Source organism: Burkholderia sp. AU33545 (genome assembly GCF_020419685.1).
GTDB classification, from domain to species: Bacteria; Pseudomonadota; Gammaproteobacteria; order Burkholderiales; family Burkholderiaceae; genus Burkholderia; species Burkholderia diffusa.
Genome location: NZ_JAIZRQ010000001.1, coordinates 926,304 through 940,583, shown reverse-complemented (window position 1 = coordinate 940,583; position 14,280 = coordinate 926,304). Strand labels below are relative to the sequence as shown.

13 protein-coding genes are annotated in these 14,280 nt (G+C 65.9%); 4 read left to right on the top strand and 9 right to left on the bottom strand.

The window, feature by feature from the left end; all coding sequences use genetic code 11:
* Positions 1–21: 21 nt before the first annotated feature.
* Positions 22–735, top strand: a complete 714-nt coding sequence (locus LGM71_RS04325) for an SDR family oxidoreductase (protein WP_226114090.1) — start codon at positions 22–24, stop codon at positions 733–735.
* 78 nt (positions 736–813) lie between these two features.
* On the opposite strand, the gene LGM71_RS04320 is transcribed toward LGM71_RS04325, so the two are convergent.
* Together LGM71_RS04320 and LGM71_RS04315 are read right to left on the bottom strand one after the other, a co-directional pair.
* On the bottom strand, positions 814–1,455 hold the full coding sequence (locus tag LGM71_RS04320) for a CoA transferase subunit B (RefSeq protein WP_226114089.1): 642 nt from the start codon (positions 1,453–1,455) through the stop codon (positions 814–816).
* A 1-nt stretch (position 1,456) separates the two neighbouring features.
* Complete coding sequence (locus tag LGM71_RS04315) at positions 1,457–2,161, bottom strand: CoA transferase subunit A (protein WP_012363722.1); 705 nt, start codon at positions 2,159–2,161, stop codon at positions 1,457–1,459.
* 223 nt (positions 2,162–2,384) lie between these two features.
* Here LGM71_RS04315 and LGM71_RS04310 point away from each other — a divergent pair, with 223 nt between their 5' ends.
* Positions 2,385–2,930, top strand: a complete 546-nt coding sequence (locus LGM71_RS04310; protein WP_059447349.1) for a LuxR C-terminal-related transcriptional regulator — start codon at positions 2,385–2,387, stop codon at positions 2,928–2,930.
* A gap of 106 nt (positions 2,931–3,036) precedes the next feature.
* Here LGM71_RS04310 and LGM71_RS04305 read toward each other — a convergent pair whose 3' ends face one another.
* The gene (locus tag LGM71_RS04305; RefSeq protein ID WP_059608589.1) at positions 3,037–3,468 is read right to left on the bottom strand and encodes an acyl-CoA thioesterase; all 432 of its coding nucleotides are present in this window, start codon (positions 3,466–3,468) and stop codon (positions 3,037–3,039) included.
* Between the two features lie 32 nt (positions 3,469–3,500).
* Positions 3,501–4,277, bottom strand: a complete 777-nt coding sequence (locus LGM71_RS04300) for an SDR family oxidoreductase (protein ID WP_059608590.1) — start codon at positions 4,275–4,277, stop codon at positions 3,501–3,503.
* Between the two features lie 178 nt (positions 4,278–4,455).
* Between LGM71_RS04300 and LGM71_RS04295 the strand changes: the two genes are divergently transcribed.
* Positions 4,456–6,129 carry an electron transfer flavoprotein-ubiquinone oxidoreductase gene (locus LGM71_RS04295; protein ID WP_175817208.1) on the top strand — a complete coding sequence of 558 codons (1,674 nt, stop codon included), beginning with the start codon at positions 4,456–4,458 and terminating at the stop codon, positions 6,127–6,129.
* Between the two features lie 113 nt (positions 6,130–6,242).
* On the opposite strand, the gene LGM71_RS04290 is transcribed toward LGM71_RS04295, so the two are convergent.
* From LGM71_RS04290 to rbsK, 3 genes are read right to left on the bottom strand one after another with little or no spacing between them, the layout of a single operon-like run.
* Complete coding sequence (locus LGM71_RS04290) at positions 6,243–7,190, bottom strand: dihydrodipicolinate synthase family protein (protein WP_174910831.1); 948 nt, start codon at positions 7,188–7,190, stop codon at positions 6,243–6,245.
* A gap of 44 nt (positions 7,191–7,234) precedes the next feature.
* Positions 7,235–8,554: an MFS transporter gene (locus LGM71_RS04285; RefSeq protein ID WP_059606588.1), complete on the bottom strand. Its 1,320-nt coding sequence runs from the start codon at positions 8,552–8,554 to the stop codon at positions 7,235–7,237.
* A 58-nt stretch (positions 8,555–8,612) separates the two neighbouring features.
* On the bottom strand, positions 8,613–9,542 hold the full coding sequence (gene rbsK, locus LGM71_RS04280) for a ribokinase (protein WP_226114088.1): 930 nt from the start codon (positions 9,540–9,542) through the stop codon (positions 8,613–8,615).
* A 238-nt stretch (positions 9,543–9,780) separates the two neighbouring features.
* On the opposite strand from rbsK, the gene LGM71_RS04275 reads away from it, so the two are divergent.
* Positions 9,781–10,851 carry a LacI family DNA-binding transcriptional regulator gene (locus LGM71_RS04275; protein ID WP_124626485.1) on the top strand — a complete coding sequence of 357 codons (1,071 nt, stop codon included), beginning with the start codon at positions 9,781–9,783 and terminating at the stop codon, positions 10,849–10,851.
* A gap of 69 nt (positions 10,852–10,920) precedes the next feature.
* Here the strand turns inward: LGM71_RS04275 and aroC are convergent, their stop codons facing one another.
* Together aroC and LGM71_RS04265 are read right to left on the bottom strand one after the other, a co-directional pair.
* Entirely contained in the window at positions 10,921–12,021 is a 1,101-nt protein-coding gene (aroC, locus tag LGM71_RS04270; RefSeq protein ID WP_059606582.1) for a chorismate synthase, read from the bottom strand.
* A 265-nt stretch (positions 12,022–12,286) separates the two neighbouring features.
* On the bottom strand, positions 12,287–14,221 hold the full coding sequence (locus LGM71_RS04265; protein ID WP_226114087.1) for an MFS transporter: 1,935 nt from the start codon (positions 14,219–14,221) through the stop codon (positions 12,287–12,289).
* Positions 14,222–14,280: the final 59 nt, after the last annotated feature.

Genomic DNA, 14,280 nt, shown 5'->3' with positions numbered 1-14,280 from the left:
CTTCACCTCGGAAGGACCACCATGAACGATTCACTCCACGGAAAGAAGGTACTCGTCGTCGGCGGCAGCTCCGGCATCGGTGCCGCCGCCGCGAAAGCATTCGCACAACTTGGCGCTGTCGTCACGATTGCATCGCGCGACCCGACCAGGGTCAATGCAGATGCCACGCTGGGCGCGCCCGTGCGCACCGAAGCACTCGACATCACCGATACGACGGCCGTCGATGCGTTCTGCGCGCGCATCGGGCAGTTCGACCACGTCGTGATTTCGGCCGCGAAGACGGCGACGGGCCCGGTCCGCGCGCTGCCGCTTGCCGACGCGCAAGCCGCGATGGACAGCAAATTCTGGGGCGCATACCGCGTCGCACGCTCGATCGATATCGCGCCCGGCGGTTCATTGACGTTCGTGTCGGGTTACCTGAGCGTACGGCCGAACGCATCGTCGGTACTGCAGGGCGCGATCAACGCGGCGCTCGAGGCGCTCGCCCGCGGCCTTGCACTCGAGCTGGCACCCGTGAGAGTGAATGCCGTGTCACCCGGCCTGATCGCGACGCCGCTGTGGGACAAGCTCGCACCCGATGCGCGCGACGCGATGTACGCGGGCGCCGCGCAGCGCCTTCCGGCACGCCGCGTGGGCCAGCCGGAGGACGTCGCGAATGCGATCGTATATCTGGCGGCAACGCCTTATGCGACCGGCTCGACGGTGCTGATCGACGGCGGCGGTGCCATCGCGTAGCGTATGCGGCCATGACAAAACGCCCCGCGTTCCATAGGGGAACGCGGGGCGTCGAGCGTCGTGCCGGAAAGCCGGCGCTTACACGACCGCGCTCACATCGAGCGGCGCGCCCGTCTTCGCCTGGATCTCGTCGGCGCTCACGCCGTCGGCGAGTTCGAGCACTTTCAGGCCATTCGGCGTTACTTCGATCACGCCGAGATCGGTGATGATCAGGTCGACCACGCCAACACCCGTCAGCGGCAGGTTGCATTCGTCGAGGATCTTGTGCTGATCGCCCTTCGCGACGTGCTCCATCAGCACGACGACGCGCTTCACACCCGCGACGAGGTCCATCGCGCCGCCCATCCCCTTGATCATCTTGCCCGGGATCATCCAGTTCGCGAGGTCGCCCGTCTTGCTGACCTGCATCGCGCCGAGGATCGCGAGGTTGATGTGGCCGCCGCGGATCATCGCGAACGAATCGGCCGACGAGAAGATGGACGAACCCGGCAGCGTCGTGACGGTCTGCTTGCCGGCGTTGATCAGGTCGGCGTCGACTTCGTCCTCGGTCGGCGACGGGCCGATGCCGAGCAGGCCGTTTTCCGACTGCAGCCACACCTCGACGCCCGGCGGCACGTGGTTCGCGACGAGCGTCGGCAGCCCGATGCCGAGGTTCACATAGAAGCCGTCCTGCAGTTCCTTCGCCGCGCGCGCGGCCATCTGGTCACGATTCCAGGCCATGTCAGTCTCCTTTCGCGCGTACGACGCGTTGTTCGATGCGTTTTTCGGGCGTCGCGTTCAGCACGATGCGCTGCACGAAGATCCCCGGCGTATGGACCTGGTCCGGATCCAGCGTGCCGTTCTCGACGATCTCCTCGACTTCCGCCACGGTGATCTTGCCCGCCATCGCGCACATCGGGTTGAAGTTGCGCGCGGTGCGGCGATAGATCAGGTTGCCGGACTTGTCGGCCTTCCACGCCTTCACAAGCGCGACGTCGGCCGTCAGCGACGGCTCGAGCACGTAGTGGCGATCGCCGAACTGGCGTGTTTCCTTGCCTTCCGCGATCACGGTGCCGTAGCCGGTGTTCGTGAAAAACGCCGGGATGCCGGCACCGCCCGCGCGCAGCTTCTCGGCGAGCGTGCCCTGCGGCGTGAATTCGAGCTCGAGTTCGCCGGCCAGGTACTGCCGCTCGAACTCCTTGTTCTCGCCGACGTACGACGAGATCATCTTCTTGATCTGGCGCGTTTCCAGCAGCAGGCCGAGACCGAAGCCGTCGACACCCGCGTTGTTGCTGATGCAGGTGATGCCCTTGACGGCGGAATCGCGCAGCGCCGCGATCAACGCCTCCGGAATCCCGCACAGGCCGAAGCCGCCCACCGCGAAGGTCTGTCCGTCGCGGACGATCCCTTCCAGCGCGGCCGCCGCGCTTGGATAGACTTTGTTCATCTGTATGTCCCTTCCTCTATGGAAACCAGCAAAACCGGTTCACGCGCCCACTGGGCCGCAAGCCCGCCGCATCATTCTATGCATGCACGGCGATACCTGCGTCGAAGCGCGCTGTTTTTATATCGCGACAAGGCGCCGCGAGATGCCTGAAAGGGTACGATGCGGCGCGGATGCGGCACAATACGCAAAAATACATAAGCGTTTGCCTCCGCTTGCCTGCGCCATGCCCGCTCTCGATTACCAGACTGCCTTTCACCTCGCGCCGCTCGGCCTCGTGATGTCGCGCGACCGCGTGATCGAGGACTGCAACGACGCGCTCGCGTCGATCTTCCGCTGTGCGCGGGCCGATCTGATCGGGAAGTCGTACGAGGTGCTCTATCCGTCGCCGGACGAATTCCAGCGCATCGGCGAGCGCATCTCGCGCGTGATGATCGCGAACGGCACCTACGCCGATGACAGAATCATGAAACGAGCCGACGGCGAGCTGTTCTGGTGCCACGTGACGGGGCGCGCACTCGACCGCACCGCACCGCTCGCGGCCGGCGTCTGGACGTTCGAGGACCTGAGCGCGACGCGCCGCGTCGCTGTCGAGCTGACACCGCGCGAGCGCGAGATCGCCGCGCAGCTCGCGACCGGCAAGACCAGCAAGCAGATCGGGCGCGTGCTCGACATCAGTTCGCGCACGGTCGACATCTATCGGGCGCGGTTGATGCGCAAGTACGGCACGAACAATACGCCGGAACTGCTGCAGCGCTTGCTCGGCCAGTAAAACGCACCCGGGAATGGCAATCGGCCGCGTGAAGCGGCCGATTCGGGAAATCAACGGGAAATGGCGACACACCGGCGCCCGAGCGCCGGCTTCGGTGCCGCCGGGTTCAGCCGACCTTCGCCGCGAGCGCTCGCTCGATCGTATCGCGCAACAGTTGCGGCAGCGGCACCGACTTGCCGAGCGCGTAGTCGACCCACACGCATCGCGCGTTGCCGCGCGCATAGACATGCTCCGGATCGTCCGCGCGCGTCAGCTCGAAACCGGTGTCGAAGCTGCTGCGGCCGGGCTTCGCGGCCGACATCCTCGCGATCACGTCACCCGGATAGTGCAGTTGCTTCAGGAACTCCATCGACGCCGTGACGATCACGGGCCCCTGCCCCTCGCCGTTGCCGCCCGCGATGCCGAGTTCCTCGAACCACGAGATCCGGGCCTGCTCCATGTAGCGGAAATAGACCGTGTTGTTCACATGGCCGAATGCATCCATGTCGCCCCAGCGGATCGGCATCGACATTTCAAATACGGGGGAATATTCGCTCATTGCAGTCTTCTTTGTTGCTGAATGTCATCCACTCAGGCGAGGCCGAAGCCATCATCGGCGGAGATAATCGAGCCGTTGATGAACTGCGACTCGTCGGCCGCGAGCAGCAACAACAGCCCGTCGAGATCCTGCGGCTTGCCGACGCGCCGGCGCGGCAGCATCGACTGCAGCTTCTGGCCCTGCTCGGTTTCCCACAGGTAATGATTGATTTCGGTATCGATGTAACCCGGACAGATCGCGTTGACGTTGATTCCGTGGCGACCCCATTCGAGCGCCATCGCACGCGTCATCTGCACGACCGCCGCCTTGCTCATCGCATACAGCCCGATCTGCGGAAACACGCGCAGCCCGGCCACCGAAGCGATGTTGATGATCCGGTAAGGCGGCTTGCCGTTGCCGTTCGCGCGCATGATCATCCGCTTCGCGACTTCCTGCGCGACGAAAAACGCGCCGCGCGTGTTGGTGTCGAACACGAACTCGAAATCGGCGGGCGTCACGTCGACGAGCTTCTGCATCGTCGAGACGCCCGAATTGTTCACGAGGATGTCGATCGTGCCGGCTTCCGTTTCCGCGTGCGCGATGGCCGCCTTGATGCTCTGCACGTCGGTGACGTCAAGCGACACGACGTGCGCGGCACCGCCCGCCGCCTCGATTTCCGCGCGCAGCTCCTTCAGGCGCTCGACGCGGCGGCTCGCGAGCACGACCTTCGCGCCGGCCTGCGACAGCACCTGTGCAAAGCGTTGCCCGAGGCCGCTCGATGCGCCCGTGACCAGTGCGACCTTGCCTTCCAGATTGATCGATCGACCCATTGCACATCCCCTTTCGATGTCGTTTCGCCGCCGCGGGCGCCCTGTCCCACGCAGCATAACCCTAGCACAAAAAATAGAACGATCGTGCTAATCTACGCGCATGCTGTTGCGGCAAGCGTTTCGTTTCGCAGACAATACGCTCCCGAATAAAAGCATTCTAACGGTTAGAGGAACGCCAATGACCCCCGCAAGCCTCATCGAGCAATACGGCCCGCGCGAATCGATGGAATACGACGTCGTGATCGTCGGCGGCGGCCCCGCCGGGCTGTCGGCGGCGATCCGGCTCAAGCAGCTGGCCGCCGAGAAAGGCACCGAGATCGGCGTGTGCGTGCTCGAGAAGGGTTCCGAGATCGGCGCGCACATCCTGTCGGGCGCGGTGATGGACCCGCGCGCGATCACCGAACTGTTCCCCGACTGGAAGGAACAGGGCGCACCGCTCACCGTCGAGGTGACGGAGGACCGCTTCCTGTTCCTGTCCGAAAAGAGCGCGATCACGACGCCGAACTGGGCGCTGCCGGCCAACTTCCAGAACCACGGCAACTACGTGATCTCGCTGGGCAACGTCACGCGCTGGCTCGGCCAACAGGCGGAAGCCCTGGGCGTCGAGATCTTCCCGGGCTTCCCGGCTGCCGAGATTCTCTATCACGACGACGGCTCGGTGAAGGGCGTCGCCACCGGCAACATGGGCGTGGGCAAGGACGGCGAGCCGACCGAGAACTTCCAGCTCGGCATGGAGCTGCACGCGAAGTACACGCTGTTTGCCGAAGGCTGCCGCGGCCACCTCGGCCGCCAGCTGATCTCGAAGTTCAAGCTCGACGCAAACGCCGATCCGCAAGCGTACGGGATCGGCATCAAGGAACTGTGGGAAATCGATCCCGCGAAGCACAAGCCGGGCCTCGTGATCCACACGGCCGGCTGGCCGCTGAAATCGGACACATACGGCGGCTCGTTCCTGTATCACATGGACAACAACCAGGTCGTGGTCGGCTTCGTGGTGGGCCTGGGCTACACGAACCCGTATCTGTCGCCGTTCGAGGAATTCCAGCGCTACAAGACGCACCCGTCGATCCGCGCGTTCCTGGAAGGCGGCAAGCGCGTGTCGTACGGTGCGCGGGCGATCACGGCCGGCGGCCTGCTGTCGCTGCCGAAGACGGTGTTCCCGGGCGGCGCGCTGATTGGCGACGACGCGGGCTTCCTGAACGCATCGCGGATCAAGGGCAGCCACGCGGCGATCAAGACGGGCATGCTGGCGGCGGACGCCGCGTTCGACGCGCTGCAGGCCGGCCGCCAGAGTGACGAGCTCAACGCGTATCCGGACGCCTTCAAGCAGTCGTGGCTGCATACGGAGCTGTACCGCGCGCGCAACTTCAAGCAGTGGATGGCGAAGGGCCTGTACCTGGGCACGCTGATGGTCGGGCTCGAGCAGAAGGTGATGGGCGGCAACGTGCCGTGGACGCTGCACCACAAGCATGCGGATCACGAGATGCTGAAGCCGGCCTCGCAATGCACGCCGATCGAGTATCCGAAGCCGGATGGCAAGCTGACGTTCGACCGGCTGTCGTCGGTGTTCATCTCGAACACGAACCACGAGGAAAACCAGCCGGCGCACCTGACGCTGAAGGATGCGAACGTGCCGGTGAACGTGAACCTGCGGACCTACGCGGGGCCGGAGGGGCGCTTCTGCCCGGCGGCGGTGTACGAGTTCGTGAAGAACGACGACGGCAGCGACCGGCTGGTGATCAACGCGCAGAACTGCGTGCACTGCAAGACGTGCGACATCAAGGACCCGACGCAGAACATCGTGTGGGTCACGCCGGAAGGCGGCGGCGGGCCGAATTATCCGAACATGTAACCTGCCGGAAAACGCCGCCTTGCGCGGCGTTTTTTTTCGTCCGATCGGCATTCGACGCTGCCCTGCCCGCCATCGGTCGCGCGATTCATCCACCGCGCCCCGCACCGGCTGCGCTAGCGCGCCGCTATCCGTCGACGGAAATGCTCAGTACCGGACACGATCTTGTCGAGCACCGCATCGAGCGCCCAGAACCGCTCCCGCACGTCGTAGTCGATCGAGCGGCAGCGAATCGATCCGAACGTGCCGATCCGTTGATGATAGATCTTCGCGAGCGCCGGGTAGCCAAGCGCTTCCGACACCGCCGAGAGCACCAGGAAGGCCGACAATTCTTCGGCAAGCGCCGGATCCGAGTCACCCTGCGTCCGCAGCCACCGATACAGATCGGGATGGAAGTTGGTGAACACGCCGTTGAAACCGGCGGAGCCCGCCTTCATCGCATCCCATGCGATCGCGGCGTTCGCATTCAGGATCTTCATCGGCGAGCCCGCGGCCAGCGCAACGCGTCGCTTCACCGTCTCCAGGTCGCAGCTCACGTCCTTCAACATCACGAAGCGGCCCGTGTCGATGCACGCGCGCAGTTCGTCATCGGACAGCAATCGCCGATAAGGCGCCGGACATTCATACAAGCCAAGCGGCAGATCCGCCGGCAATCGGGCGAGCAGCTTGTGAAGATGATCGAGAAACGCGGCGCTGCCCTTGCGCTGTGGATCGAGGCGGTTGGTCACGAGCACGACGCCCTGCGCACCCGATTCCGCCGCGGCACACAGCTCGGCGACCTGCGCGTCCAGATCTTCGCTGACGTGCCCGGACGCGACGACAGGCACGCGCCCGGCCACCCGCTCGACCACGAAACGCGCAAGCTCCGCCCGTTCTGCAAGACTCAGGAATTGCATCTCGCTCGATTGCGCGACCGCGAACAGCGCATCCGAGCCGTGCGCCAGATACCATTCGATGAGTCGCTCGAGACCCGCGTAGTCGATCGAGCCGGTATCGTCGAACGGCGTCAGCATCACCGGCACGATCCCTTCGATGGTCGTGCTCGCCTGCTGATGTGATTGCATCTGTTTCTCCTTCCTTCAATGAATACAGGGGGTAGCCGGCGGCCTCAGGCCGGAAGCGCGCCAGGCGCCGCACTCGCGGACTGCTCGGGAATCGGCTTGCGCACCAGCAGCAGGTAAGCCATTGCGCCGGCGAATGCGATTGCCGCCGCCGTCAGCAGCGCCGGCACGAACGACCACTTCTGCGCGATCACACCCGTCAGGATCGGCGCGAGCGCACCGCCGATGAAACCACCGAAATTCTGGATCGCGCCGAGCGATGCGACACGGCTCGGCGGTGCGGCCGCCGTCGCGAGCGCCCACGAACATGCCGATGCCGCATTGGCGAGAAAGATCACGACCGAAATGCATGCGAGCGCCACCGTGTTGCTCTGCACGAGCGCGGCCGGAATCGTGAACGCGACCATCCCGAGCATCGCGACGACCACCGCATTGCGCCGGCTCACGACTGGCGAGCGGCTACGGCGCGTCACCAGATCCGACAGCCAGCCGGCAACGAGCGAACCGACGAACCCGCACAGGAACGGCACGGATGCCGCAAACCCGGTGCGAATGAGGCTCATGTGACGCTCCATCGTCAGATATCCCGGCAGCCAGGTCAGGTAGACCCAGTTCAGATACACCGAACCGAAGAATCCGATCAGCATGCCCCAGGTCGTGCCGTGCGAAAACAGACTGCGCCAGTCGGCGAAGGTCAGCTTGGGTGCCGCGACGGCCGTCTGCGCATCGGCATCGAGATACGCTCGTTCCGCCGCGGTCAATTGCGCACGCGCCGGATCGCGATACGACGCAAACCAGACGACGGCGACAACGAGACCGAGTGCCCCCGTGACGACGAATGCCCAGCGCCAGTCGAACGAAGCGACGAGCACCGACAGCAGCAACGGCGCGAGCGCGGTACCGAGCGGCGACGCCGCGTTGAAGATCCCGGTCGGCGTACCGCGTGCACGCAACGGAAACCAGTTGCTCACCACTCGCGCCGCCGACGGGAACTGCGGCGCCTCGCCGATGCCGAGCACGATGCGCGCGACGATGAACCAGCCGAAGGTGGATACGAGGCCGCCCGCTGCCTGCGCGAACGACCAGACGATCAGCCCGATGCCGAGCAGCCGTCGCGGCCCGATGCGATCGACGAGCCCGCCGACCGGAAACTGGCACAGCGCATAGCTCCACGAGAATGCCGACAGCAGCAACCCCATCTGCGAGAGCGACAGCCCGAGATCGCTCCGGATTGCCGAACTCGCGACGGCCAGCGTGCCGCGATCGAGATAGTTGACGATTCCGCTCGCCATCAGCAGCGCAAGCGCGATACGTTGTCCGCGCCGGATACGTGGCGGCGCAGTCGGAACAGCCTGGTCTTCGTTCATTTCGATTGTCTCCATGTCATAGGCGGGTGCCTGCCCGCGCTTTCCGTCGTCGCGGAATCTATACCGCCATGCTCTCCACTTCCTCGCGTGTCGGAATCGACGTCTGCGCCCCGTGGCGCGTGACGCTGATTGCAGCCGCGCGCTGGCCGAACGCGATCGCGTCGTCCATCGACGCACCACTCGTCCGGGCGGCCGCGAATCCGCCGACGAAGGTGTCGCCGGCCGCCGTGGTATCGACGGCGACCACCGCCATTGCCCGATGGCGGCCGTTCCCAGCGCTGCCGCGCCAGCAGACGCCGCGCGCACCCAGCGTGACCAGCACGTTGCCGACGCCTTTCGCGCGCAGCGCCTCGGCGGCGCGCACCGCCGAGGCGTCGTCGCCGACGGCGATGCCGGTCAGCGACTCCGCTTCCGTTTCGTTGACGACGAGGTAGTCGATCTGGGCCAGCAATGCGTCGAACAGCGGCCGTGCAGGCGCCGGATTGAGCAGCACCGGCGTGCGATATGCGATCGCACTGCCGATCGCGCGCGCGACGCTCTCGATCGGCACCTCGAGCTGGCACACCATCAGCGCCGCGCCGGCGATCGCGTCGCGCGCACCGTCGATCAATTCGGCATCGAGGCGCGCGTTTGCACCGGGCACGACCACGATGCTGTTCGCCCCGTGCGCATCGACTGTGATCGTCGCGACGCCGGTTGCCTCCCCGTCGATCCGGTGCAGGTGCGTCACGTCGATACGTTCGGCCGCCAGCGCGTCGTGCACGCGCGCCCCGAACGCGTCGTCGCCAACGCAGCCGATCATCGCGACCGATGCACCCAGACGGGCCGCCGCCACCGCCTGGTTCGCACCCTTGCCGCCGTGAACGGTCTGGAACGTCGTGCCGAGCAGCGTTTCGCCCGGCACGGGCAGCCGTGGCGCATGCGTGACGAGGTCGACGTTGATACTGCCGACGACCGCGATTCGAGGGGGCTTTGCGTGGAGTTTCATTCAATGTAACCGCTTACATTTGCGGCAAACAAAATAGCCGGACCGGCCGTCGTCGACGAAAATTTCACAATGCGGCTGCAATCTGTGTCTGACATAATACGGAGTAGCGTCAAGATAGCGCTTACATTCGCACAGGCACGACCGGGAATGCAAGCGGGACCACGATGAATCGAGGGTAAACGATGGCGTTTTTGACCACGCGCGGCGCCTGCGGGGCAGCCGCGCCCGGGGATGACCAATGAGTACACCCCCATCCAGCGGCGGCGCGGCTCGCGCACGCCGCGGCAGCGGCCGATCGGTGCTCGGGGATGTCGCGAAACTCGCCGGCGTGTCGACCGCGACCGTTTCGCGTGTCTACAACGACCCCGGCAAGGTCTCGGCCGACGTGCAGCAGCGCGTGCGCGACGCGGCACGCGCACTGAACTGGATTCCCAACGCGGCCGGCCGAGCACTCGCATCCACGCGAACCCACATCACGGGTGCGATCATCCCGACGCTCGACGACCAGGTGTTTGCGTCGCAGGTAGCGGGCATGCAGGCGGTCATGGCCGAGCACGGCATCACCCTGTTCCTCGGCTGCTCGAATTACGACCCGGCACAGGCGCTCGCGCAGGTGCGCGCGATGCTGTCGCGTGGCGTCGAAGCCGTGTCGCTGGTCGGCGAAGCCTATCCGGCGGAGGTATTCGAACTGCTCGACCTGCATCGGGTGCCGTATGTCGTCACCTATGCCTACCGCGACGACAGCCCGCACTGCTGCATCGGATTCGACAACCGCGCGGCATTCGCGCGACTGACCACGCACCTGCTCGACCTCGGGCATCGCGATTTTGCGATCATCATGCAGCCTTCGGCGGACAACGATCGTGTGCAGGCCCGCCTGCGCGGCATCCACGACACGCTCGCCGCGCGTGGGCTCGCGGTCCGGCCGATCCACCAGCATGAAGGCCCGGCCACGATCGCGTTCGGGCGTGCGAGCCTGCGCGCGATCGCCGACAGCGGGGCGACGCGCCCGACGGCCGTGATCTGCGGCAACGACGCGCTCGCGCTCGGCGCCCTACTGGAAGCGCAGGCAATCGGCCTCGAGGTGCCGTCGCAATTGTCGATCACCGGCTTCGACGATGTCGCGCTGGCTCGCGAAATCCGGCCTGCGCTGACGACGATGTGGGTCGACACCGATGCGATCGGCCGCAAGGCCGCCCGCGCGTTGCTCGACGCACTCGAGCACGGAGAAGCCGGGCCCGGTTGCGCGATACTGCCGGAGTTGCGGGTGCGCGAATCGGCCGCGCCGCCGAATTCGGCGGCCCAATGAAAACGGGGCGCCCCAGGCGCCCCGTTTCGCATCGAATCGGTCGAGCCGGCGCGTGCCGGCCCCGCTGCTTCAGGTCGCGCTGCCCGCGATCTTCGGCGTCGGCGTCTCGACGTCGCCGCACTGCGCACGATGGCGCAGCGCATGGTCGATCAGCACCAGCGCGAGCATCGACTCGGCGATCGGGGTCGCGCGAATGCCGACGCACGGATCGTGGCGGCCGAAGGTTTCGACCGTCGCCTCTTCGCCGGTCTTCGTGATCGAACGGCGCGGCGTGCGGATGCTGGACGTCGGCTTGATCGCGATCGACACGGTGATGTCCTGCCCCGTCGAGATCCCGCCGAGCACGCCGCCCGCATGGTTCCCGACGAAGCCGGCCGGCGTCAGTTCGTCACCGTGCACCGAGCCGCGCTGCGCGACGCTGTCGAAGCCCGCGCCGATCTCGACGCCCTTCACCGCGTTGATGCTCATCATCGCCTTCGCGATGTCCGCGTCGAGCCGGTCGAATACCGGCTCGCCCCAGCCAACCGGCACGCCCGACGCAACGACGTCGATGCGCGCGCCGATCGAGTCGCCGTCCTTGCGCAACGCGTCCATGTAGGCTTCCAGCTCCGGAACGACCGCCGCGTTCGGCGAGAAGAACGGATTCTCGCGAACGTGCGACCAGTCGACGAACGGCACGTCGATCTCGCCGAGACCGCTCATGTAGCCGCGCACCTCGACGCCGAAACGCTCGCGCAACCACTTCTTCGCAACCGCGCCCGCGCCGACGATCGGCGCGGTCAGGCGCGCGGACGAGCGGCCACCGCCGCGGTAGTCGCGGATGCCATATTTCTGCCAGTAGGTGTAGTCGGCATGGCCGGGGCGGAACGTCTCGACGATGTTGCCGTAGTCCTTGCTGCGCTGGTCGGTGTTGCGGATCAGCAGCGCGATCGGCGTGCCGGTCGTCACGCCTTCGAACACGCCGGACAGGATCTCGACCTCGTCCGCCTCCTGGCGCTGCGTCACGTGCCGCGACGTGCCGGGCTTGCGGCGATCGAGTTCGACCTGGATGTCGGCTTCGGTCAGCCCCATTCCCGGCGGGCAGCCGTCGATCACGCAGCCGATCGCGGGGCCGTGCGATTCGCCGAAGGTCGTGACAGTGAAAAGCGTGCCGAGGGTATTGCCGGACATGATGGAACCGCCCAAAGAGAATTGGACAAACCGATGCGCTGCCGGGACCGCTGGCAGGCCGATCGTTTGCCGGTCGAGAAAAAGAAGTAAACCGCTATTATGCCAGCCGTCCCGTACCCGCGGGCCGCGTGAACCGTTCAGACCACACGGACCTGCCACGCAGTGCGCTGGGCGCAAGGGCCGTCGACCCGCGCCGTTCCGGTCGAACGGGCCGGTTCGCCGCCGTCGGCACGGCCCGGCGGCATCGCGCCGGGCCCGCCCCTGCTCACTTTCGCGCGCCGCGCAACTCGGTCACCGCGGCCTGCAGCGCCTCGGGCGTCGCGACCGGGGCCGGGATCGGCTCGCCGACCGCGAGCGTCAGCCGGCTCATCACGGCGCGCTTGATGGGTCGCGGCATGCGCGCATCGGCATGACGGGAGAAATAGCTGCCCCACAGCCCGCGCAACGCCATCGGAATCACGGGCGCCGGCGTACGGCCCAGGATTTCGGTGATGCCGTGGTGGAACATGTTGATGTCCCCCGTCTTGGTCAGCTTGCCTTCCGGGAAGATGCACACGAGTTCACCATCCTTCAGCGCGGCCTCGCACGCGTCGTACGCGCGTGCGAGCATGTCGGGATCCTCATGGCGCGGCGCGATCGGAATCGCCTTCGCATGCCGGAACACCCAGCTCGCGAAGCGTGTCTTGAATATCCGGTGATCCATCACGAACCGGATCGGCCGCGGGCTCGCCGCCGCCAGCACGAGCGCGTCGACGTAGCTCACGTGGTTGCATACGAGCACGGCCGCGCCCTCTTCCGGGATCCGCTCCGCATGCACGAGGCGAATCCGGTAGAACGTGTGCACCAGCACCCACGCGACGAAGCGCAGCAGGAACTCCGGAACGAGCAGGTAGATGTACGTCGCGACCACGACGTTCAGCAGCGCGGTGACGAGGAACAGGCCCGGGATGTCGACGCCGGCCTTGGTCAGTCCCATCGCCATCAGAGCCGACAGGATCATGAACAGCGCGTTCAGGATGTTGTTCGCGGCGATGATCCGCGCACGATGGGTCGGCGCGCTGCGACTCTGGATCAACGCATACAGCGGCACGCTGTAGAAGCCGCCGAACATCGCGAGCAGGAACAGGTCGGCCAGGATGCGCCAGTGGCGCGCACCGGCCAGGAATTCCCCGACCGACAGCAAATGCCCGGGCGACGGCAGCGAGTGGCTGGCGAAATACAGCTCGATCGCGAACACGCTGATGCCGATCGAGCCGAGCGGCACGAGGCCGATCTCGACGCGCCGCTGCGACAGCCGCTCGCACAGCAGCGAGCCGAGGCCGATCCCGACGGAGAACGTCGCGAGCAGGACCGTGACGACATCGGGGCTCGCGGACAGCACGTCTTTCGCGAAATTGAAGAATGACGTCAGGAACGTCGCGCCGACGAACCACAGCCACGAGATGCCGAGCAGACTCAGAAACACGGTGCGATTCTGTCGCGCGAGCCCGAGGTTGCGCCACGTCTCGCTGAACGGGTTCCAGTTGATCACGAGATCGGGCTGCGGCGCCGGCGTCGGCGGCACGCGCTGCGCGACGAGCCGCCCCGCGATCGCGATGACGACGACGCTGACGGCGAGCACGCGCTCACCGCTGCCTTCGATGCCCGCGGCCGCACCGCCGATGATCGTCCCGATCAGGATCGCGATGAACGTGCCCATCTCGACGAGGCCATTGCCGCCGACCAGTTCGTGGTCGCCGAGATGCTGCGGCAGGTACGAATACTTGACGGGGCCGAACAGCGTCGAGTGCATCCCCATCATGAACGTGCACAGATACAGCAGCGTCGCGCTGTGCGTGACGAAGCCGGCCGCGCCGACCAACATCAGCACGATCTCGAAGGTCTTCACGAAGCGCGTGAGCGTCGCCTTGTCGTATTTGTCGGCGATCTGGCCGGAGGTGGCCGAAAACAGCACGAACGGCAGAATGAAGATCGCGGAAATCAGGAATGCGGCCGTCTTCGCGTCGACGCCCGAGAACCGCGCGGTGTGATAGGTGACGAGCGATGTGAATCCGATCTTGAATACGTTGTCGTTCAGCGCCCCGAGGAACTGGGTCGTGAAGAACGGCGCGAAACGGCGCTGGCGCAACAGGTCGAACTGCGACGCGTGGGCGCGCCGTTCGCCGCGCGACGCGGAAGAGACTTGCGTGTGATCGCTCATGCGGAATACGCGCGCATCGTCTAGGCGAAGCTGCGCGGGCCTTGTATGGTTGTCGAAAA

Bases quoted from the DNA above. Each gene is read 5' to 3' on its own strand.
- LGM71_RS04325 (WP_226114090.1), top strand. From the start codon at position 22: ATGAACGATTCACTCCACGGAAAGAAGGTACTCGTCGTCGGCGGCAGC.
- LGM71_RS04320 (WP_226114089.1), bottom strand. From the start codon at position 1,455: ATGGCCTGGAATCGTGACCAGATGGCCGCGCGCGCGGCGAAGGAACTG.
- LGM71_RS04315 (WP_012363722.1), bottom strand. From the start codon at position 2,161: ATGAACAAAGTCTATCCAAGCGCGGCGGCCGCGCTGGAAGGGATCGTC.
- LGM71_RS04310 (WP_059447349.1), top strand. From the start codon at position 2,385: ATGCCCGCTCTCGATTACCAGACTGCCTTTCACCTCGCGCCGCTCGGC.
- LGM71_RS04305 (WP_059608589.1), bottom strand. From the start codon at position 3,468: ATGAGCGAATATTCCCCCGTATTTGAAATGTCGATGCCGATCCGCTGG.
- LGM71_RS04300 (WP_059608590.1), bottom strand. From the start codon at position 4,277: ATGGGTCGATCGATCAATCTGGAAGGCAAGGTCGCACTGGTCACGGGC.
- LGM71_RS04295 (WP_175817208.1), top strand. From the start codon at position 4,456: ATGACCCCCGCAAGCCTCATCGAGCAATACGGCCCGCGCGAATCGATG.
- LGM71_RS04290 (WP_174910831.1), bottom strand. From the start codon at position 7,190: ATGCAATCACATCAGCAGGCGAGCACGACCATCGAAGGGATCGTGCCG.
- LGM71_RS04285 (WP_059606588.1), bottom strand. From the start codon at position 8,554: ATGAACGAAGACCAGGCTGTTCCGACTGCGCCGCCACGTATCCGGCGC.
- rbsK (WP_226114088.1), bottom strand. From the start codon at position 9,542: ATGAAACTCCACGCAAAGCCCCCTCGAATCGCGGTCGTCGGCAGTATC.
- LGM71_RS04275 (WP_124626485.1), top strand. From the start codon at position 9,781: ATGAGTACACCCCCATCCAGCGGCGGCGCGGCTCGCGCACGCCGCGGC.
- aroC (WP_059606582.1), bottom strand. From the start codon at position 12,021: ATGTCCGGCAATACCCTCGGCACGCTTTTCACTGTCACGACCTTCGGC.
- LGM71_RS04265 (WP_226114087.1), bottom strand. From the start codon at position 14,221: ATGAGCGATCACACGCAAGTCTCTTCCGCGTCGCGCGGCGAACGGCGC.